This is a genomic window from Rhodococcus sp. WB1 (genome assembly GCF_001700945.1).
Lineage (GTDB): Bacteria > Actinomycetota > Actinomycetes > Mycobacteriales > Mycobacteriaceae > Rhodococcus > Rhodococcus aetherivorans.
Window position 1 is genome coordinate 2,291,871 of the sequence record NZ_CP015529.1, and the last position, 20,600, is coordinate 2,312,470.

The following is a 20,600-nucleotide window of genomic DNA, read 5'->3' on the forward strand; positions in this document are numbered from 1 at the left end:
CCGAAAGTGATAAGAGTCGGACATGGGTCTCGAGGAGAAGTTGCCGAGCGGCTTTCTGCTGAGCACGGTGGAGAGTTTCGCCGGTTTCGCGCGCAAGGGTTCGCTGTGGCCCGCGACCTTCGGGCTCGCGTGCTGCGCGATCGAGATGATGACCACCGTGTCGCCGCGGTTCGACATCGCACGGTTCGGGATGGAGGCGTTCCGCGCCTCGCCGAGACAGGCCGACCTCATGATCGTCGCCGGCCGGGTCAGCCAGAAGATGGCCCCGGTGCTGCGGCAGGTCTACGACCAGATGGTCGAGCCGAAATGGGTATTGGCCATGGGTGTGTGCGCCTCCTCGGGTGGCATGTTCAACAACTACGCCGTCGTCCAGGGTGTCGACCACATCGTTCCCGTCGACATCTACCTACCCGGGTGCCCGCCCCGGCCGGAGATGCTGCTGCACGCCGTCCTGATGCTGCACGAGAAGATCCAGCAGATGCCGCTCGGCGTGGACCGGGAGAAGGCCGTGCAGGCCGCCGAGGAGGCGGCCCTGGCCGCCGCCCGGCCCGTCGTGCCCACCCTCCAGGTGCGGGGGTCGGCCCGGTGACCTCCTCCTCCGACAACGAACGGTCCTCGCGCCCTACGGATCCCGCGACGCGCGCGCAGGACACCGCACTGCCGGTGGACCGGGCGGCCACCACCGGCCCCGAGGGAACGCTGCCGGCGCGGCCCGACGGCGGCGCCGAGGTGATCGGCGTCCGCACGGGCATGTTCGGGGTCCGCGGCAGCGGCGACACCTCCGGCTACGGGCGGCTCGTACGCCCGGTGACCCTGCCCGGGAGCACCCCGCGCCCGTACGGCGGGTACTTCGACGACGTGGCCGACGCCCTGCACGCCGCCGTCACCGAGTCCGGGGTGGATGTCGAGGCGGCGATCGAGAAGGTCGTCGTCCACCGCGGTGAGCTGACCTTCCACGTCCGTCGCGAGCACCTTCCCGAGGTGGCCCGGCGGTTGCGCGACGAACCGGACCTGCGCTTCGAACTGTGCCTCGGCGTCGACGGGGCGCACTACCCGCAGGACACCGGCCGCGAACTGCACGCGGTGTACCCGCTCATGTCGATCACCCACAACCGCCGCATCCGGCTCGAGGTGTCGGCCCCGGACGCCGACCCCCACATCCCGTCGCTGTACGGGGTGTATCCGACCAACGACTGGCACGAGCGCGAGACCTACGACTTCTTCGGGATCGTGTTCGACGGCCACCCGTCGCTGACCCGCATCGAGATGCCCGACGACTGGTCGGGGCATCCGCAACGCAAGGACTATCCGCTCGGCGGCATCCCCGTCGAGTACCACGGGGCGGAGATCCCGCCGCCCGACGAGCGGAGGGCGTACAGCTGATGACCGACATCACCGAGGGGCCGGTCCACACCGTCGTCGGCGAGGACTGGGACAGCATCGTCGAGGCCGCCCGCGCCTCGGCCGCCGACCGCGGCGACGAACGCATCGTGGTCAACATGGGGCCCCAGCACCCGTCGACCCACGGCGTCCTGCGGCTCGTGCTCGAGATCGAGGGCGAGACCGTCACCGAGGCCCGCTGCGGAATCGGCTACCTGCACACCGGCATCGAGAAGAACCTCGAATACCGCACCTGGACCCAGGGCGTCACCTTCGTCACCCGGATGGACTACCTGTCGCCGTTCTTCAACGAGACCGCCTACTGCCTCGGCGTCGAGAAGCTGCTCGACATCACCGACGCGATCCCCGAACGGGCCACCGTGATCCGCGTGCTGCTCATGGAGCTCAACCGGATCTCCTCGCACCTCGTCGCCCTGGCCACCGGCGGCATGGAACTCGGCGCGATGACCGCGATGTTCCTCGGTTTCCGGGAGCGGGAACTGATCCTCGACGTGTTCGAGACGATCACCGGTCTGCGCATGAACCACGCCTACATCCGTCCGGGCGGGCTCGCGCAGGACCTGCCGGCCGGGGCGGTCGAGAAGATCCGCGACCTGCTCGACCTGCTGCCCCGGCGGCTGCGGGACATGGCGGACCTGCTCAATGAGAACCACATCTGGAAGGCCCGCACCCAGGGCATCGGCTACCTCGACCTGACCGGCTGCATGGCCCTCGGCATCACCGGCCCCGTCCTGCGCTCGACCGGCCTGCCGCACGACCTGCGCAAGTCGCAACCGTACTGCGGCTACGACACCTACGAGTTCGACGTGTGCACCGACACCGGATGCGACGCCTACGGCCGCTACCTGATCCGGATCGACGAGATGAAGCAGTCGATCAGGATCGTCGAGCAGTGTCTCGACCGCCTGCGACCCGGGCCGGTCATGGTGGAGGACAAGAAGATCGCGTGGCCGGCCGACCTGTCCCTCGGCGCGGACGGTCTCGGTAACTCCCCGGAGCACATCCGGAAGATCATGGGCAACTCGATGGAGGGCCTGATCCACCACTTCAAGCTCGTCACCGAGGGTTTCCGCGTCCCACCCGGCCAGGTGTACACCGCCGTCGAGTCCCCGCGCGGGGAACTGGGCGTGCACATGGTCAGCGACGGTGGCACCCGGCCGTACCGGGTGCACTTCCGGGACCCGTCCTTCACGAACCTGCAAGCGGTGTCCGCGATGTGCGAGGGCGGCATGGTCGCCGACGTCATCGCCGCGGTCGCCAGCATCGATCCCGTGATGGGGGGAGTGGACCGTTGACGCAGGAGCAGCGAGTAGCGATCGAGCCGGACCCGGCCCCCGGCCCGGTGTTCATCCAATTCGGCCCACGACCCGAGGAGCGGACCCGATTGGTGCGGCCGGGCGCCCGCGAGCGGTACCCGGCGGACGTGCGGGCCCGCCTCGAGACCGACGCCGCGGAGATCATCGGCCGCTACCCGCAGCCACGCTCCGCCCTGCTGCCGCTGCTGCACCTGGTGCAGTCCGAGGACGGGTACATCACCCCGGCCGGCGTCGAGTTCTGCGCCGACCGGCTCGGGCTCACCGGCGCCGAGGTCGGCGCGGTGGCCACGTTCTACTCCATGTACCGGCGCGAGCCCACCGGCGACTACCTCGTCGGCGTCTGCACCAACACCCTGTGCGCGATCATGGGCGGCGACGAGATCCTCGAAGCGCTCGAGGGACACCTCGGGCTGCGCACCGCAGCCGCCGGCACCGCGGAGGACGCCGCCGGCGACGCCACCGAGGCCGGCACCATCACCCTCGAGCACCTCGAATGCAACGCCGCCTGCGACTTCGCACCCGTCGTGATGGTCAACTGGGAGTTCTTCGACCACCAGACCCCGGACTCGGCCCGCGCGCTCGTCGACGACCTGCGCGCCGGCCGCCCCGTCACGCCCACCCGGGGCGCACCGCTGTGCACCTTCCGGCAGACCGCCCGCATCCTCGCCGGGTTCCCGGACGAGCGTCCCGGCGCCCTGGCGGCGGGCGGCAGCGCGGGTGCGGCATCGCTCGCGGGCCTGCGCATCGCCCGTGAGCGGGGCATGCGGGCCCCCGCGCCGGAGCCGGACCAGTCCTCCGACCCGGGCCCGGTCGCCGGACCCCGATCCGAAGGAGGCTGACGTGCCGTTGACCCCTGTCCTGAGCCGGTACTGGGACGAGCCCGAGTCCTGGACACTCGATACCTACCGCCGCCACGACGGATACGAGGGCCTGCGCAAGGCACTGCGCATGCCCCCGGACGAGGTGATCGCCACCGTCAAGGAGGCGGGCCTGCGCGGCCGCGGCGGCGCCGGCTTCGCCACCGGCGTGAAGTGGAGCTTCATCCCCCAGGGTGACGGCAAACCCCACTACCTGGTGGTCAACGCCGACGAATCCGAGCCGGGCACCTGCAAGGACATGCCCCTGCTGCTGGCCACACCGCACGCGCTCGTCGAAGGCGCCGTCATCGCGGCGTACGCCATCCGCGCCGCGCACGCCTTCGTCTACGTCCGCGGCGAGGTGGTGCCGGTGCTGCGCCGGCTGCAGGCCGCGGTCGCCGAGGCCTACGCCGCAGGCTTCCTCGGCCGCGACATCCTCGGCAGCGGCTACGACCTCGAACTCGTCGTGCACGCCGGCGCCGGGGCGTACATCTGCGGTGAGGAGACCGCGCTGCTGGATTCCCTCGAGGGCCGACGCGGCCAGCCCCGGCTGCGCCCGCCGTTCCCCGCCGTCGCGGGCCTGTACGCGCGCCCGACGGTCGTCAACAACGTCGAGTCGATCGCGAGCGTGCCGTCGATCCTCCACAACGGGATCGAGTGGTTCCGCTCCATGGGCACCGAGAAGTCACCGGGCTTCACGCTCTACTCCCTGTCCGGTCACGTGACGACACCCGGCCAGTACGAGGCGCCCCTGGGAATCACCCTGCGGGAACTGCTCGACTACGCGGGCGGCGTGCGGGCCGGGCACCGGCTGAAGTTCTGGACCCCCGGCGGCTCGTCGACGCCGCTCTTCACCGACGAGCACCTCGACGTCCCGCTCGACTACGAAGGCGTCGCCGGGGCCGGCTCCATGCTGGGCACCAAGGCACTGCAGATCTTCGACGAGACCACCTGCGTGGTGCGCGCGGTGCTGCGCTGGACCGAGTTCTACGCGCACGAGTCGTGCGGCAAGTGCACACCGTGCCGGGAGGGCACCTACTGGCTGGTGCAGATCCTGCGGCGGCTCGAGCGAGGCGACGGAACCGGAGCCGACCTGGACAAGCTGCTCGACCTCTCCGACAACATCCTCGGCAGGTCGTTCTGCGCACTCGGCGACGGCGCGACCAGCCCCATCACGTCGTCGATCAAATACTTCCGCGACGAGTACCTGGCGCACTTCGAGCACGGCGGCTGCCCGTTCGACCCGCACCTGTCCACCCTCATGGCGGGGGCCGGTGCGGGCCGACCGAACGACGGGGGTACGCGATGAGCGTCCACACCAACCACGACACCACCGGCCTGCCGACCCCGCCCGATCTGGTGACCGTCGTCGTCGACGGCGTCGAGATCAGCGTCCCGAAGGGCACCCTCGTCATCCGCGCCGCGGAACTGCTCGGCGTCCAGATTCCCCGATTCTGCGACCACCCGCTGCTCGAACCCGTCGGCGCGTGCCGCCAGTGCCTGGTCGACGTGGAGGGCCAGCGCAAGCCCGTCGCCTCGTGCACAACCCCGGTGACGGACGGCATGGTCGTGCACACGCAGCTGACGTCGCCTGTGGCCGACAAGGCGCAGAAGGGCGTGATGGAGCTGCTGTTGATCAACCATCCGCTGGACTGCCCGGTCTGCGACAAGGGCGGCGAATGTCCCCTGCAGAACCAGGCAATGTCGAACGGGCGTGCCGAGTCCCGCTTCACCGAGGTCAAACGCACGTTCCCCAAACCGATCTCGCTCTCCTCGCAGATCCTCCTGGACCGCGAGCGATGCGTGCTCTGCGCCCGGTGCACACGGTTCTCCCAGCAGATCGCCGGCGACCCCTTCATCGAACTGATGGAACGCGGCGCCCTGCAGCAGGTCGGCATCTACGAGAAGGAACCGTTCGAGTCCTACTTCTCCGGCAACACCGTGCAGATCTGCCCGGTCGGCGCGCTCACGGGGGCGGCCTACCGGTTCCGCGCCCGGCCGTTCGACCTGGTGTCGAGCCCGAGCGTGTGCGAACACTGTGCCAGCGGCTGCGCCCAGCGCACCGACCACCGGCGCGGCACGGTGCTGCGCCGGCTGGCCGGTGACGACCCGCAGGTCAACGAGGAATGGAACTGCGACAAGGGCCGGTGGGCCTTCACCTACGCCACCCAGCCCGACCGCCTCACCACCCCGTTGGTCCGGGGCGACGACGGCACGCTCGCACCCGCCTCGTGGCGCGACGCCCTGCGGGTCGCCGCCCGCGGACTCACCGCCGCGCGCGGCCGTACCGGCGTGCTCGTCGGCGGCCGCGTCACCGTCGAGGACGCGTACGCGTACGGCAAGTTCGCGCGTATCGGCCTGGACACCAACGACATCGACTTCCGGTCGCGTCCGCATTCCGCGGAGGAGGCACAATTCCTGGCGGCCCGGGTCGCCGGGCGGTGGCCCGGCGCCGGCGCCGTGACCTACGACGACCTCGAGAACGCCCCCGCGGTGCTGCTCGCCGGATTCGAGCCCGAGGACGAGTCGCCCATCGTGTTCCTGCGGCTGCGCAAGGCGGTCCGCAGGCGGGGGCTGGCGGTGCGCGCGATCGCACCGTTCGCGAGCCGTGGCCTCGAGAAGCTGTCCGGCCGGCTCCTGCCGGCCGTCCCGGGCGCCGAACCGGACCTGCTCGACACCCTCCGCCTCGCCGGTCGGCCCGGACACCGGGACGAAGCGGACACCGCCGAGCTCCTGCGCCGACCCGGTGCGGTCGTCCTGGTGGGGGAGCGGCTGGCCGCGGTGCCGGGGGCGTTGTCGGCCGTCGGCCGTCTCGCCGACGACACCGGCGCGCGGCTGGCGTGGATCCCGCGGCGGGCCGGTGAACGCGGTGCGCTGGAGGCCGGGACCCTGCCGGGACTTCTGCCCGGCGCCCGACCGGTCACCGACGCCGACGCCCGACGCCAGGTCGCCGCCGTCTGGGGCGTGCCGGACCTGCCGCCGTCCGCCGGCCGGGACACGGCGCAGATCCTCACCGACGCCGCGTCGGGCACGCTCGGAGCCCTGGTGATCGGCGGGGTCGACGTCGACGACCTGCCCGACCCGCACGCCGCCGTCGCCGCGGTCGACGCCGCCGGCTTCGTCGTCAGCCTGGAACTGCGGCGCAGCGCGATCACCGACCGGGCCGACGTCGTCTTCCCCGTCGCACCCGCGATGGAGAAACCGGGAACCTTCCTCGATTGGGAGGGCCGGGCGCGCCCCTTCGCCGCCGCGTTGCGCAACACCGGCGCCCTGCCGGATCAGCGGGTCCTCGGCGCGATCGCCGACGAGATGGGCGTCCGCCTCGGCCTCGTCGACGCCGCGGCGGCTCTCGACGAGCTCGTGGCGCTGGGTTCCTGGGACGGCGCACCTGCCGGTCCGCCGGACGTCGCGCCGCGGGACCGCCCGCAGCCGGGCCCCGGTGAGGCGGTGCTCGCGGGATGGCGGATGCTCCTCGACCGCGGACGGATGCAGGACGGCGAACCGCATCTCGCCGGGACCGCCCGCCGGCCGGTGGCCCGGCTGTCCGCCGTCACCGCCGCCGAGATCGGCGCCGACGCCGGGGATCCGGTGACCGTCGCGACGGACCGGGGCTCGATCACGCTGCCCTTGGCGATCGCCGACATGCCCGACCGGGTCGTGTGGGTGCCGCTCAATTCGCCGGGATGCGCGGTGCATCGGCAACTGGCCGCGTCCGTGGGGGACACCGTCCGGATCCGCCGGGGCGACGCCCGGTCGCAGGAGGTGACCGATGAGTGACGCCGTTCTGTTCGGCGCCGCGGCGGTGCCGGTTCCCGGTGCCCTGTCGGCGCAGTCCGGGTACCCCGATCCGGCGTCGTTCGGTCAGGATCCGTGGTGGCTGGTCGTCGTCAAGGCGGTGGCCGTCTTCGCCTTCCTGGTGTTGACGGTGCTCGTCGCGATCCTTGCGGAGCGAAAGATCCTGGCGCGCATGCAGATGCGGGTCGGCCCGAACCGGGTGGGCCCGCGCGGGTTGCTGCAGAGCCTCGCCGACGGCGTCAAACTCGCCCTGAAGGAGGGCATCGTGCCCGCGGGCGTGGACAAACCCATCTACGTCCTCGCGCCGATCATCGCGACAGTGCCGGCGTTCATGGCGTTCGCCGTCATCCCGCTCGGGCCGGTGGTCTCCGTGTTCGGCCAGCGCACGCCGCTGCAGTTGACGGACCTGTCCGTGGCCGTGCTGTACATCCTCGCGGCCACCTCGATCGGCGTCTACGGCATCGTGCTCGCCGGCTGGGCGTCCGGGTCCACCTACCCGCTGCTGGGCGGTCTGCGCTCGACGGCGCAGGTGATCTCCTACGAGATCGCGATGGCCCTCTCGTTCGCGGCCGTCTTCCTGCTGTCGGGCACGCTGTCCACCTCCGGCATCGTCGCCGCCCAGGACGGCGTCTGGTACGTCTTCCTGCTCCTGCCCTCGTTCCTGATCTACGTCACGGCGATGGTCGGCGAGACCAACCGGGCACCGTTCGACCTGCCCGAAGCCGAGGGCGAACTCGTCGGCGGCTTCCACACGGAGTACTCGTCGCTGAAGTTCGCGATGTTCATGCTCGCCGAGTACGTCAACATGGTGACGGTCTCGGCGCTGGCCACCACCCTGTTCCTCGGCGGCTGGCGCGCGCCGTGGCCGCTGAACATGTGGGAGGGCGCGAACTCCGGCTGGGTGCCGCTGCTCTGGTTCGTCCTCAAGGTGTGGGGATTCCTGTTCCTGTTCGTATGGTTGCGCGGCACACTGCCCCGGCTGCGGTACGACCAGTTCATGAACCTGGGCTGGAAAGTGCTGATTCCGGTGGCGCTCGCCTGGATCATGGTCGTCGCCGTGATCCGCGTCCTGCGCACGGAGGGCCTGGACCGGTGGCAGATCGTCCTCGCCGCGGCGGGTGTCGTCGTCGCCCTGGCGGTGCCGTCGCTCATGTGGAACCGCATGCGCGCCGGCCGCCCCCGGCCCACCGGGACCCCCGGCGGGACGGCGGCCCCTCCGGTTGCGGCGACCGCCGAGCCGTTCGACCCGATGGCCGGGGGCTTCCCCGTCCCGCCGCTGCCCGGCCAGACGCTGCCGCCGCGGCAGCGACGCACCCCCGTCGCCGCAGCCGCCGAGGGCGGCGCCGGGCGCCGTTCCGATCCGACCACCGAGGAGAACCGCGATGCCTGACTTCCTCGATCCCATCGCGGGATTCGGAGTGACCTTCAGGGCGATGTTCCACAAGGCCCAGACCGAGCGCTACCCCGAGCAGAAGGAACCGACCGCACCGCGCTACCACGGCCGACATCAGCTCAACCGCCATCCCGACGGACTGGAGAAGTGCATCGGGTGCGAACTGTGTGCCTGGGCGTGCCCCGCCGACGCCATCTACGTCGAGGGTGCGGACAACACCGACACCGAGCGATACTCGCCGGGGGAGCGCTACGGACGCGTCTACCAGATCAACTACCTGCGGTGCATCGGGTGCGGGCTGTGCATCGAGGCCTGCCCGACGCGGGCGTTGACCATGACCAACGAGTACGAGATGGCCGACGACAACCGGACCGACCTGATCTACGACAAGACCAGGCTGCTCGCGCCGCTCGCGCCCGGCATGGCCGCCCCGCCCCACGACATGTACCCGGGCACGACGGACGAGGACTACTACCTCGGCACGGTGACCGAGGCCGCGCCCGGCACCACGTCGGCCGCCGACGGAACCGTCGAAGCCGACCGGGAACCGACGCAGCCGCGAGGCGGCCGCGATGTGGCGTGACCGGCGGAGAGGGGAGTGGTCTCGATGGACCCGATGACTCCGGCGCTGCTGGCGGCCGAGGCCTTCACCCGCACGTCCACCGGTGAGGCCGTGCTGTTCTGGATCCTCGGAACACTCGCGGTGATCGGCGCACTGGGCGTCGTCACCGCGACCAAGGCCGTGTACTCGGCGATGTTCCTCGCCGTCACCATGATCATCCTCGCGGTGTTCTACATCGCCCAGGACGCGTTGTTCCTCGGCGTCGTGCAGATCGTGGTGTACACGGGGGCGGTCATGATGCTGTTCCTGTTCGTGGTCATGCTCGTCGGCGTCGATTCCTCCGACGCGCTCGTCGAGACCCTGCGCGGCCAGCGGGTCGCCGCGATCGCGGCCGGCCTCGGATTCGGGCTGCTGCTCGTCGGCGGTCTCGGCAACGCCGCCGTCGGGGAGTTCGCCGGCCTCGACGACGCGAACGCCGCAGGCAACATCGCCGGCCTGGCCGAGCTGATCTTCGTACGGTACGTCTGGGCGTTCGAACTCACCGGAGCCCTGCTGATCACCGCCACGATCGGCGCCATGGTCCTCGCCCATCGGGAACGCTTCGGGCTGCGCAAGACCCAGCAGGAACTGTCGCAGGAACGCTTCCGCGCCGGCGGCCGCGCCACCCCGCTGCCGAGTCCCGGGGTCTACGCCCGCCACAACGCGGTCGACGTGCCGGCCCGGCTGCCCGACGGATCGTACTCGGACCTGTCGGTCAGCGAGGTGCTCCGGCGGCGGGCGATGTCCGCCGACGGAGCAGCCGGCCCACGCGCGGGCGACGCACCCCGACGCGGCTCGTCCGGTGAGGAGGGATCGCGGTGAACCCCGAGAACTACCTGTACCTGTCCGCCCTGTTGTTCACCATCGGTGCGGCCGGTGTCCTGCTGCGCCGCAACGCGATCGTCGTGTTCATGTGCATCGAGCTCATGCTCAACGCCGCGAACCTGGCGTTCGTCACGTTCGCCCGCATGCACGGCAACCTCGACGGTCAGGTCATCGCGTTCTTCACCATGGTCGTCGCCGCCGCGGAGGTCGTCGTCGGCCTGGCGATCATCATGACCATCTTCCGCGCCCGGCGTTCGGTGTCCGTCGACGACGCCAACCTCCTGAAGTACTGACGACCCCGGACAGCCCGTCCGCACACGCACGAGGAGGAGACTGTGCCCGAGACGACCGCGCCCGAGACGACCGCGCCCGAGACGACGGCCCGCGCCGGCGGCGCCCCGACGGGCGGACCGGCATGAACGGCGGAATCTCGTCCACCGTCTGGCTGCTGCCCGCGCTGCCGCTGCTCGGCGCGGCCGTGCTGCTGCTGGCCGGCCGGCGCAGCGACACGTGGGGACACCTGCTCGGATGCGCGACGGCACTCGCCTCGTTCGCGCTCGGGGTCGCCCTCTTCGTCGACATGCTCGGCCGCGACGCCGCCGACCGTGCCGTGAACCAGAGCCTCTTCGAATGGATACCGGTCGCGGGCCTGCAGATCGACTTCGGGCTCCAGCTCGACCAGCTGTCGATGTGCTTCGTGCTGCTGATCACCGGCGTCGGCTCACTCATCCACATCTACTCGGTCGGGTACATGGCACACGGCCCCGACCCCTCGGGTCGCTCCGCCGGCTCCGCTCCGGATGCGTCGGGTCGCTCCGCCGGCTCCGCTCCGGATGCGTCGGGTCGCTCCGCCGGCCCCGCTCCGGATGCGTCGGGTCGCTCCGCCGCTCCCGGGCGCCGGTTGTTCTTCGCCTACCTCAACCTCTTCCTTGCGGCGATGCTGCTGCTCGTCCTCGCCGACAACTACCTCGGCCTGTACGTGGGCTGGGAGGGTGTCGGTCTCGCCTCGTACCTGCTCATCGGGTTCTGGCAGTACAAGCCGTCCGCCGCAACCGCCGCGAAGAAGGCGTTCGTCGTCAACCGCGTCGGCGACATGGGCCTGGCCGTCGCCATGATGATCATGTTCGCGACGTTCGGTTCCGTCACCTTCGACGACGTCTTCGGCGGGGCCGAGGGTGCGAGCGACGGCGTGCTCACCGCACTCGGCCTCGTGCTGCTGCTCGCCGCCTGCGGCAAGTCCGCGCAGGTGCCGCTGCAGTCCTGGCTCGGTGACGCGATGGAAGGCCCGACACCGGTGTCGGCGCTGATCCACGCCGCTACCATGGTCACCGCGGGCGTCTACCTGATCGTCCGGTCCGATGCGATCTTCGACCTCGCCCCCACCGCGCAACTCGCCGTCGTGCTCGTGGGCGCGGTGACCCTGCTGTTCGGGGCCGTCATCGGCTGCGCCAAGGACGACATCAAGAAGGCGCTCGCCGCGTCGACGATGAGCCAGATCGGCTACATGGTCCTCGCCGCCGGCCTCGGTCCCGCCGGGTACGCCTTCGCGATCATGCACCTGCTCACCCACGGCTTCTTCAAGGCCGGACTGTTCCTCGGTGCCGGATCGGTGATGCACGGGATGAACGACGAGGTGAACATGCGCCGCTACGGCGGCCTGCGCACCGTCATGCCCGTCACGTTCGTCACCTTCGGCCTCGGCTACCTCGCGATCATCGGCATCCCGCCGTTCGCCGGCTTCTTCTCCAAGGACAAGATCATCGAGGCCGCCTTCGGAGCGGGCGGCGCCGAAGGCGTCGTCCTCGGGACGGCCGCCCTGCTCGGTGCCGGCATCACCGCGTTCTACATGACGCGGGTGATGCTGATGACCTTCTTCGGCCGGCGTCGCTGGGCCGCCGACGTCCATCCCCACGAGGCGCCGGCCGTGATGACGGTGCCCATGATCGTGCTGGCCGTGGGTTCGGTCGGCGCCGGTGCTGCGCTCAGCCTGGGGGGAGCGCTGCAGAACTGGCTCGAGCCGGTGGTGGGGACGTACGAGGCCGAACACCTGCTGCCGGTGTGGGTGACCACCGCCCTCACCCTCGCCGTCGTGCTCGCCGGTGCCGCGGTGGCCTACCGGCAGTACGCTCGGCGCGACATTCCCGAGGTCGCCCCCGCCGAGGTATCGGTGTTCACCGTCGCCGCCCGCAGGGATCTCTACGGCGACGCGGTCAACGAGGCGGTGTTCATGCGGCCCGGACGGTCCCTGACCTCGACCCTGGTGACCGTCGACGACAAGGGCGTCGACGGCGCGGTCGACGGGATCTCCGCCACGGTCGGCGCCTTGTCCGCCCGGATGCGGCACCTGCAGACCGGTTTCGTGCGGTCCTACGGCTTGTCCATGTTGGTAGGCGCGGCCGTCGTGGTCGCGACGATGGTGCTGGGGAGGCTGTAGTGGACGACTTTCCCTGGTTGACGACCCTGTGGGTGGTTCCGCTCGTCGGTGCCGTCGTCGTGCTGGCGCTTCCCGCCGGCATGCGAAGCCTCGCCAAGACGACGGCGCTGGCGGTCGCGGCCGTGGTGCTCGTACTGGCCTGCGCACTGGCGGTCGGATTCGATCCGGCAGGTGAGCAGTACCAGTTCGTCGAATCCCACGAGTGGATTCCGGCCCTGGGCACCCGATACACGCTGGGCGTGGACGGTATCGCGCTCGTGCTGGTGCTGCTGACCGCGGTGCTGCTTCCGCTGCTGATGCTGGCGGGCTGGAACGACGCGACACAGGCCGAGTCCGCCGCGACCGCCCGGGGATCCGCGCCGCGGCGCACCACGCAGCTGTACATGGCGCTGATGTTGACGGTCGAGGCGATGGTGATGGTGTCGTTCACCGCCCTCGACGTGCTGCTGTTCTACATCTTCTTCGAAGCGATGCTCATTCCGATGTACTTCCTCATCGGAGGATTCGGGGATCGTCTCGGGGATCGCACGCAGCGCTCCCGCGCGGCGGTGAAGTTCCTGCTCTACAACCTGTTCGGCGGACTGATCATGCTGGCCGCGGTCATCGGGCTGTACGTGGTCACCGCCCGGCAGGGCGCCGGCACCTTCGACTTCCGGGACATCGTCGCCGCCGTGACCGGCGGCGGTCTCGGCGCCGACGCCGTGGTGCTCCACGCGCTGTTCCTCGGCTTCATGTTCGCCTTCGCCGTGAAGGCACCGTTGTGGCCGTTCCACACCTGGCTGCCCGGCGCCGCGGTGCAGGCCACCCCGGCCGGGGCGGTGCTGATGATGGCCGTGGTCGACAAGGTCGGCACGTTCGGCATGCTGCGCTACTGCCTGCAACTGTTTCCCGAGTCGTCGGTGTACTTCGCGCCGGTGATCGTCACGCTCGCGGTGATCGGCATCGTCTACGGCGCGGCGGTCGCCATCGGCCAGACGGACGTGATGCGCCTGATCGCCTACACCTCCATCTCGCACTTCGGGTTCATCATCCTCGGCATCTTCGCGATGACCAGCCAGGGGCAGGCCGGTTCGACGCTGTACATGGTCAACCACGGCATCTCCACCGCGGCGCTGTTCCTGATCGCCGGGTTCCTCGTCTCCCGGCGGGGATCCCGCGCGATCGCCGCCTACGGTGGCGTCCGCAAGGTCGCCCCCGTCCTGGCCGGCACGTTCCTCGTCGCGGGACTGGCGACCCTGTCCCTTCCCGGCCTGGCGCCGTTCGTCAGCGAATTCCTGGTGCTGATCGGCACGTATCCGCGTTACCAGGTCGCTGCCGTGTTCGCAGTGCTCGCACTCGTCCTCTCGGCGATCTACGTGCTGTGGCTGTACCAGCGCATGATGACCGGACCGGTCACCGACGGCAACGAGCACGTGTCCGATCTGGTGCCCCGCGAACTAGCCGTCGTGGTGCCGCTCATCGCGTTGCTCCTCGTCCTGGGCGTGTATCCGAAACCCGCCCTCGACGTGATCACCCCGGCGGTGAGCCGGGTCCTGGTCACGGTCGACCAGCCCGATCCGGCGCCGCCCGCGCCGGCCGAGCCCGTCGCGGGCGGCGGGACCGGGCCCGACACTCACGGAGGGACGCACAGGTGACTCTCTCGGACGGCACCACCGTTCTCGCTCAGGCGATTCCGGCCCCCGACCTCGAATACGGCCCGCTCTCTCCCATGCTGATCGTGTTCGGGGTGGCCGTCGCCGCAGTGCTCGTCGAGGCGTTCGTTCCCCGCCGCGGCCGGTACGCGAGCCAGCTGCTGCTCGCGCTCGGCGGTCTCGTGGCCGCGTTCGTGGCCGTCGTCGTGCTCGCCGCGGGGCTGGACTTCTCCGCCGAGGCCGCGCCCGGGTACACCGCCGCGGTGGACGCGGTGGCGGTCGACGGGCCCACTCTGTTCCTGCAGGGCACCATCCTGCTCGTCTCGATCCTCGCGGTGCTGCTCGTCGCCGAACGCGGAATCGAGCCGGGCGCCCGCGGCGCCACTGCGGGGGGACCGGGCGCGGCGGCGGCGACGGGCGCCGGCGGTGCCGACGCATTCGCCCCGCAGGCGTCCGCGGTGCCGGGCAGCCTCGCCGAGCGCGAGGCCGCCGCGGTGGGGATGTCGCAGACCGAGGTCTTCCCGTTGGTGCTGTTCGCGGTCGGCGGGATGCTGCTGTTCCCGGCCTCGAACGACCTGCTCACGATGTTCATCGCGCTCGAGGTCCTGTCGCTGCCCCTGTACCTGCTGTGCGGCCTGGCCCGGCGGCAGCGCCTGCTCTCGCAGGAATCGGCACTGAAGTACTTCCTGCTCGGCGCGTTCTCCTCGGCCTTCTTCCTCTTCGGCGTGGCGCTGCTGTACGGCTACGCGGGCACGGTCCGGTTGGCGGGCATCGCCGACGCCGTCGCGGGCCGCGCGGACGGGGACACACTGGCATTGATCGGCGCGGCGATGCTCGCGGTGGGCCTGCTGTTCAAGATCGGGGCGGTGCCGTTCCACTCGTGGATCCCCGACGTCTATCAGGGGGCGCCCACACCGATCACCGCCTTCATGGCGGCGGCCACCAAGGTCGCGGCGTTCGGCGCGATGCTGCGGGTGTTCTACGTGGCGCTGCCCGGGCTGCGCGACGACTGGCGTCCCCTGCTGTGGGGCGTCGCGATCCTGACGATGGTGGCGGGATCGGTGCTGGCCGTGACGCAGAACGACGTGAAGCGGATGCTGGCCTACTCGTCGGTCGCCCACGCCGGCTTCATCCTCACCGGCCTGATCGCCGCCGACCGGGCGGGGCTGGCGTCGACGATGTTCTACCTGTTCGCCTACGGATTCAGCACCCTCGGCGCGTTCGCCGTGGTGACCCTGGTCCGCGACGATCTCGGGGAGGCGACCCACATGTCCCGCTGGGCGGGGCTCGGCCGGCGCTCACCCCTCGTCGGCGCGGTCTTCGCCCTGTTCCTCCTCGCGTTCGCCGGCATCCCGCTCACGAGCGGGTTCGTCAGCAAGTTCGCCGTGTTCGGGGCGGCGGCGGGCAGCGGAGCCGTTCCACTCGTGATCGTCGGCGTGGTCAGCAGCGCGATCGCGGCGTACTTCTACGTGCGCGTCATCGTGCTGATGTTCTTCGACGAGCCGGACCGCGACGCCCCGACGGTCGTGGTGCCCAGTGTGCTGACAACCGTCGCGGTCGCCGCCGGGGCGGTGATAACGGTGGTGCTCGGCGTCTTCCCGCAGCCGCTGCTCGATCTCGCGGATCGCTTCGCGGTGTTCCTCGGCTGACCGCCGCGTCACCCGGCGGTCGCGGCGCGGCGGCGTCCGGTTTCCGCCGACCGCGTCGATCAGGCCGTAGTCACGGGCCTGCTCGGCGGTCAGGATCCGGTGTGCGCGCATGTTCTCGGCGATCTCTTCCACGGGGCGCCGGCAGACGTCCGCGAGGTGTTGCTGCAGTGCCCGCAACTGCTGCCGGTCGGGCTCGACGTCGTGCGGCCACAGCTGCACCGGGTCGTCGCCGGAGGTGTCGAGCAGCGCGAGCGTGGTCGAGACGACCCGTCAGCCGGACGATCCGTCGGTCGCACAGCCGCTCGGCCAGCCAATCGGGGCCGGGGGCGACGAGCGACGTGTACTGCGCCGGTGCGGGGGCAGGCGGGTGAGGTTCGGGCTGCCAGGGCGGCACCGGCGGCCGAAGCGGGCCTGGAGCAGTCTCGATAGTGATGCACCCCGTCGTCCGGCTCGCTGACCGCAGCCGGGATATACCGTGGTGTATGTCCCTCTCCCGTCGGCAGGTGTTGCGAGTCGGTATGGCCGGAGCGGCTGCGGTGCTGGTGGGTACGTCGGGGGTGAGCAGCGCGCGCTTGCCGGCGCCGCGGTGGCGAGGAGATGACCCGTTCGTACTCGGTGTGGCATCGGGAGATCCGACACCGGACGGTGTCGTCCTGTGGACCCGTCTGGCACCGGACCCGCTTGCCCCCGGCGGGCGCGGCGGCATGGGGTGGGATCCGGTGACCGTCGAATACGAAGTCGCGCACGATGAGAGCTTCCGGCAGGTGGTGACGCGCGGAACGGCTGTCGCGACGCGCGAACTCGCCCACAGCGTGCACCCGGAGATCCACGGCTTGGAGCCCTCTCGCTGGTACTTCTACCGGTTTCGTGCCGGCTCGGCGATCTCTCCGGTGGGCCGGACCCGCACGGCCCCTGCTCCGGGACAACCCACCTCGCGGATGCGGTTTGCGTTCGCCTCCTGTCAATCGTGGAGTTCGGGGTTCTACACCGCATACGAGCACATGAGCGATGAGGACCTCGATTTGGTCGTCCATCTGGGCGACTACATCTACGAACGCGGGTGGAGGCGCGGCCGTGAGGGAATGTCGATGGGAGTGGACCGTGACGAAGCCGTCGATCTGCCCGGCTACCGGTTGCGCTACGCACAGTACAAAGCGGAGCAGCCGCTGCGGGACGCACATGCAGCTTTTCCCTGGATTGTGACCATGGACGATCACGAGGTCGACAACAACTGGGCCGCCGATGCGCCGGGACTGGGCATCGACATCTATCGCATCTCCGCGCTGTTCCGTCGGCGCCGAGCCGCTGCCTTCCAGGCGCTGTACGAGCATCAGCCGCTGCGACTCGCGCAGCGGCCCTCCGGGCCGGGGATGCGCCTGCACCGTCGCTATCGCTTCGGTGATCTCGCGCAGATCACCATGCTCGATACACGGCAATATCGGGACCGGCAGGCCTGCGGGGAGGACGTCACCGCGAACTGCGCCGACCGGCTCGACACCGACCGCACGATATTGGGTGCACCGCAACGGGACTGGCTGATCGATGGATTCATCGACTCGGCGGTCCGTTGGCAGATCATCGGCAATCAGGTGGCGATGGGCCAGACCGACAACGATCCCGGGCCGGAGACGGTCGTGTCGTCCGATTCCTGGGACGGGTACGTCGCCGATCGCAACACCGTCCTCGGCGCTGCGGCGGATCGCGGCGTCCGCAATCTGGTGGTGATCACCGGGGACCGTCACCAGAACATCGTCGCCGACTTGCGCCGGGACTACGCCGATCCGGAATCACCGGTCGTTGCGGCGGAATTCTCGGGAACGTCGATCACCTCAGCTGGCGACGGCGCCGACATGAACGACACCGGGCGCCGCCTGCTGGCCGCCAATCCCGACATGAAGTTCTTCAACGCGCAGCGTGGATACGTGCGCGTCACCCTGGATCATCAGGTGTGGCGAAACGACTTCCGCGTCGTTCCCTATGTCCGGCGCCCGGGCGCGCCCATCCACACCCGTGCCAGCTTTGTTGTCGAGGATCAGAAGCCCAGTGTCACCGAGGCCTGACGGGGTTCAGCACTGATCCTCGGCCGGTCGGCGGCGGGCCCGTTTCGTCGGCCGCACTTCTGTCGCCTGCACGTTCGGTGACGTAGGTTCGAGTCATGGCCGGGTCATCTGTCCCGACGACCGCGGAATCGACCACAGCGACCGGTTGCCGAGGAGTTTCGAGTGGAGCGACTCCGCAGGCACCTGACTCACGGCGCTCTCGCCAAGGCGAGCGGCGTCAGCCACCACACGATCCTGCGCCTGGAACGAGGCGAAGGAATCACCGACATGGTGGATCTCGTCTATATCGGCCTGGTGTTGGAGGTGCAGGCAACGGATCTGTTGAGGCGCGCTCTCGCGGAGGCGCGCCTGGCGGGGTACTTCACTGCCGAAGCGGAGTAGACCCCTCGCGGAAGCGGTCCCCCTCGAGCAGCTACGGACGATGTGCACCGACGCCGACGGCGATGCCCAGTTTCGAGGCGTGACTACAGGGACTTGTGGGGCGGATAATTGCGGCAGGTGAAATCGGTGCTGAGCCGAGTCGAGGGCGGTCGGCATGGATTGGCAACAACGCTGGGCGGTCGAGGGTGTGCAGACAGGAATTCTCATCGTGCGATCCCTGGTCGCAGAGGCGCTCGACGAGGTCCCCGCCGGAGTCGCACTGCGCCATGTTGCGTTGCCCGAGGACCTTCGGTGCCGCTACGAGCAGGCCCGCCTGTTGCTCGCCCGGGCGGTGACCGAGGCCCGGGCGATCGGTGTGGTCGTTCCCCCCGCCGCCGAACTCGACCCGGACAGGCTTTTTCGGGGGTTGCGGCCGTGTGAGTCGGGGAGGAATTAGAGCACCGGCCGTCGGCCGGAGCCGGTAGCGCGAGGGATCGCATCCTCGGCGGTGCGGTGCCCCGGATTCTCGGTGCGCTCGCCCACGGCGTTCAGGCACGGCTCGTCGACGTCGAGGCGACCGCCCCGATCGACCGACCGGGTTCTGTGTGCTGCATGTGAGGCACCGGTACCGAGTGCTGATCCTGAAGGGCATCCGGGTCACCCCGAGGTACCGAGTGACGTTTGCGGCAGCAGTGGCCATGTCCGACGCCGGTCGTTTCGACGTCGTCGTCATGGACGCGAGACTCCTGGGACAGGAGGCGGCGCGAGCCGGGACAATCCAGAAGTGCTCCTTTCGTTGGCGAGGCGTCTGCTGTCCGCGCCGTCCCGGCTGTGCCGCCGCCGACGTCGCGTTCGTGAGTTCGCGGCGGCCGGCTTGCTGGACGGGCTGGGGGGAGTAGCCAGAGCACGCCGCATCCGCGTCCTGCTGCACCTCGCCGACCATGGCGCAAACGTGGCAGCGCTGACCGAGGCCACCCGGCGAGGCCAGCTGGGATATCTGCTGTTCGACGATGCGTTGACTCCCCGCGGGGTCACCTACACGATCGAACAGATCTCGGGCCGGACCGGCCTCTCCAGGTCGGATGTGGAGCGGTGGTTTCGCTCGATGGGCCGTGGGGTGTCGACCGCGGGGGCGGCGGACTACAGCGAGGACGACCTGCGTCTGGCCCGGCTGTTGGCCGAGTACCGCGCTCTCGGCGGCGCGGACGCCGACCTATTCGCGTTCGCCCGGATTGTGGGCAGAAATACCGCGACCCTCGCCGGCGCGACCGTGTCCTTGATTCAGCGGCAGCTCGATGCCGACGCCGATCACCCCGAGATGGCACTGCGCTATGCCCGCGAGCTGCGACGGTTCGCGGAGTTTCAATCCCGCTTGCTCGGTCGCGCCGTCACCACGCGCCTTCGGCAGTATCTGCGTCAGCAGATCCACGCCGATACGGTCGATCACCGTGATCCCGGGGCACACGAGGTCGCGGTGTGCTTCGCCGATCTGGTCGGGTTCACCGGTCTCGGGGAGCAACTGTCGCCATCGGAGCTCGGCGAGTTGGCCGATCGACTCGATGCTCTGACCACGGATGTGGTGGCCCCGCCGGTGCGGTTCGTGAAGACCGTCGGGGACGCGGTGCTGCTGCTGTCCCCGGACCCGACGAGTCTGGCCACGGTGGTGCTGGAGCTCCTTGCTGCCGCGCACCGGCAGGGTCTTCCGCCGCTGCATGCCGGGATCGCATGGGGCACTGCCGTGCGCAGTGCCGGTGATTGGATCGGTCGACCGCTCAACCGGGCGAGCCGCATCGCTTCGATCGCCAAACCACTCGAGGTGCTTGTCGACGTCGCGGCGATGCGTCGGCTGGACAGCGCGGCAGTGGCCGCGGAGCCGGCGGGCAGGTACACGCTGAAAGGCTTCGCCGGCGAGCACGAGCTTTATCGGGTCCATGCGGTCCGAAGGTCACCGAGCGAGACGGGACTCGAGCACTCCCCGTAGCGGCTCCTCCCGATAGAGGATCGGGTGGTGAGTTGCGCCCGCGGTTGGAGCAATCCCGCGGCCGCCCGCGAAGTCGGAGTTCCCCGGTCATCCGGCAATAATTGGGCCGCGGCTGCAGCAGGTCTGCTGCCGGCACTTCCGCTGCCACGGCGAGGTAGACGAGATCCACCATGTTCACCAACCGGATGTAATTGAGCCGCAGAGTTTTTTCTGTAGGTGGACCGCGCCGGTGAGGGGAGCGGCGTGGACAAGTCGGCTCGACGGGATCGTGTGTAGTTCCTCGACGATCCACCGATT

Annotated in this window: 17 protein-coding genes and 1 pseudogene; 17 read left to right on the top strand and 1 reads right to left on the bottom strand. The window is 70.0% G+C overall.

Annotated elements, in window-relative coordinates:
* Positions 1-22: 22 nt before the first annotated feature.
* The 13 genes from A4U64_RS10240 to nuoN all read left to right on the top strand — a co-directional run bounded on the left by A4U64_RS10240 (position 23) and on the right by nuoN (position 15,902).
* Complete coding sequence (locus A4U64_RS10240; protein ID WP_006931008.1) at positions 23-589, top strand: NuoB/complex I 20 kDa subunit family protein; 567 nt, start codon at positions 23-25, stop codon at positions 587-589.
* A gap of 110 nt (positions 590-699) precedes the next feature.
* Positions 700-1,383, top strand: a complete 684-nt coding sequence (locus A4U64_RS10245; RefSeq protein ID WP_231386022.1) for an NADH-quinone oxidoreductase subunit C — start codon at positions 700-702, stop codon at positions 1,381-1,383.
* Positions 1,383-2,696: an NADH dehydrogenase (quinone) subunit D gene (nuoD, locus tag A4U64_RS10250; protein WP_006931006.1), complete on the top strand. Its 1,314-nt coding sequence runs from the start codon at positions 1,383-1,385 to the stop codon at positions 2,694-2,696. The genes A4U64_RS10245 and nuoD overlap by 1 nt, the downstream gene beginning before the upstream one ends.
* Complete coding sequence (gene nuoE / locus A4U64_RS10255; protein ID WP_006931005.1) at positions 2,693-3,556, top strand: NADH-quinone oxidoreductase subunit NuoE; 864 nt, start codon at positions 2,693-2,695, stop codon at positions 3,554-3,556. The genes nuoD and nuoE overlap by 4 nt, the downstream gene beginning before the upstream one ends.
* Position 3,557: 1 nt before the next feature.
* Positions 3,558-4,883: an NADH-quinone oxidoreductase subunit NuoF gene (nuoF, locus tag A4U64_RS10260; RefSeq protein ID WP_006931004.1), complete on the top strand. Its 1,326-nt coding sequence runs from the start codon at positions 3,558-3,560 to the stop codon at positions 4,881-4,883.
* A complete protein-coding gene (locus A4U64_RS10265; protein WP_065922528.1) occupies positions 4,880-7,351 on the top strand; it encodes an NADH-quinone oxidoreductase subunit G in 2,472 nt (823 codons plus the stop codon). Before nuoF ends, A4U64_RS10265 begins: the two co-directional genes overlap by 4 nt.
* Entirely contained in the window at positions 7,344-8,759 is a 1,416-nt protein-coding gene (gene nuoH, locus A4U64_RS10270) for an NADH-quinone oxidoreductase subunit NuoH (protein WP_084648626.1), read from the top strand. The genes A4U64_RS10265 and nuoH overlap by 8 nt, the downstream gene beginning before the upstream one ends.
* Positions 8,752-9,345, top strand: a complete 594-nt coding sequence (gene nuoI, locus A4U64_RS10275; RefSeq protein ID WP_029543953.1) for an NADH-quinone oxidoreductase subunit NuoI — start codon at positions 8,752-8,754, stop codon at positions 9,343-9,345. Before nuoH ends, nuoI begins: the two co-directional genes overlap by 8 nt.
* 33 nt (positions 9,346-9,378) lie before the next feature.
* Positions 9,379-10,185 (top strand): NADH-quinone oxidoreductase subunit J, encoded by an 807-nt coding sequence (locus tag A4U64_RS10280; RefSeq protein WP_170914106.1) that lies wholly within the window; start codon positions 9,379-9,381, stop codon positions 10,183-10,185.
* Positions 10,182-10,481, top strand: a complete 300-nt coding sequence (gene nuoK / locus A4U64_RS10285) for an NADH-quinone oxidoreductase subunit NuoK (RefSeq protein ID WP_006930999.1) — start codon at positions 10,182-10,184, stop codon at positions 10,479-10,481. Before A4U64_RS10280 ends, nuoK begins: the two co-directional genes overlap by 4 nt.
* Positions 10,482-10,603: 122 nt before the next feature.
* On the top strand, positions 10,604-12,622 hold the full coding sequence (gene nuoL / locus A4U64_RS10290; RefSeq protein WP_084648627.1) for an NADH-quinone oxidoreductase subunit L: 2,019 nt from the start codon (positions 10,604-10,606) through the stop codon (positions 12,620-12,622).
* A complete protein-coding gene (locus A4U64_RS10295) occupies positions 12,622-14,256 on the top strand; it encodes an NADH-quinone oxidoreductase subunit M (protein ID WP_065922529.1) in 1,635 nt (544 codons plus the stop codon). Before nuoL ends, A4U64_RS10295 begins: the two co-directional genes overlap by 1 nt.
* A 74-nt stretch (positions 14,257-14,330) precedes the next feature.
* Positions 14,331-15,902, top strand: a complete 1,572-nt coding sequence (gene nuoN, locus A4U64_RS10300) for an NADH-quinone oxidoreductase subunit NuoN (RefSeq protein ID WP_232334197.1) — start codon at positions 14,331-14,333, stop codon at positions 15,900-15,902.
* Positions 15,903-16,004: 102 nt separating this feature from the next.
* On the opposite strand, the pseudogene A4U64_RS29155 reads toward nuoN, so the two are convergent.
* A pseudogene (locus A4U64_RS29155) lies at positions 16,005-16,121 on the bottom strand (hypothetical protein); the annotation flags it as partial.
* A gap of 263 nt (positions 16,122-16,384) precedes the next feature.
* Here A4U64_RS29155 and A4U64_RS10305 point away from each other — a divergent pair.
* From A4U64_RS10305 to A4U64_RS10320, 4 genes are all read left to right on the top strand, one after another.
* Complete coding sequence (locus A4U64_RS10305; RefSeq protein ID WP_065922531.1) at positions 16,385-17,962, top strand: alkaline phosphatase D family protein; 1,578 nt, start codon at positions 16,385-16,387, stop codon at positions 17,960-17,962.
* Between the two features lie 162 nt (positions 17,963-18,124).
* Entirely contained in the window at positions 18,125-18,343 is a 219-nt protein-coding gene (locus tag A4U64_RS10310) for a helix-turn-helix domain-containing protein (protein WP_065922532.1), read from the top strand.
* A 208-nt stretch (positions 18,344-18,551) separates the two neighbouring features.
* Positions 18,552-18,779, top strand: coding sequence for a hypothetical protein (locus tag A4U64_RS10315; RefSeq protein WP_157127580.1), 228 nt, complete (start codon positions 18,552-18,554; stop codon positions 18,777-18,779).
* Between the two features lie 327 nt (positions 18,780-19,106).
* Positions 19,107-20,303 (top strand): adenylate/guanylate cyclase domain-containing protein, encoded by a 1,197-nt coding sequence (locus A4U64_RS10320; protein ID WP_043799585.1) that lies wholly within the window; start codon positions 19,107-19,109, stop codon positions 20,301-20,303.
* Positions 20,304-20,600 lie beyond the last annotated feature (297 nt).

Coding starts and splice junctions, on each gene's coding strand:
- A4U64_RS10240 (WP_006931008.1), top strand. CDS start 23: ATGGGTCTCGAGGAGAAGTTGCCGAGCGGCTTTCTGCTGAGCACGGTG.
- nuoD (WP_006931006.1), top strand. CDS start 1,383: ATGACCGACATCACCGAGGGGCCGGTCCACACCGTCGTCGGCGAGGAC.
- A4U64_RS10265 (WP_065922528.1), top strand. CDS start 4,880: ATGAGCGTCCACACCAACCACGACACCACCGGCCTGCCGACCCCGCCC.
- nuoH (WP_084648626.1), top strand. CDS start 7,344: ATGAGTGACGCCGTTCTGTTCGGCGCCGCGGCGGTGCCGGTTCCCGGT.
- nuoI (WP_029543953.1), top strand. CDS start 8,752: ATGCCTGACTTCCTCGATCCCATCGCGGGATTCGGAGTGACCTTCAGG.
- A4U64_RS10280 (WP_170914106.1), top strand. CDS start 9,379: ATGACTCCGGCGCTGCTGGCGGCCGAGGCCTTCACCCGCACGTCCACC.
- nuoL (WP_084648627.1), top strand. CDS start 10,604: ATGAACGGCGGAATCTCGTCCACCGTCTGGCTGCTGCCCGCGCTGCCG.
- nuoN (WP_232334197.1), top strand. CDS start 14,331: ATGCTGATCGTGTTCGGGGTGGCCGTCGCCGCAGTGCTCGTCGAGGCG.
- A4U64_RS10305 (WP_065922531.1), top strand. CDS start 16,385: ATGTCCCTCTCCCGTCGGCAGGTGTTGCGAGTCGGTATGGCCGGAGCG.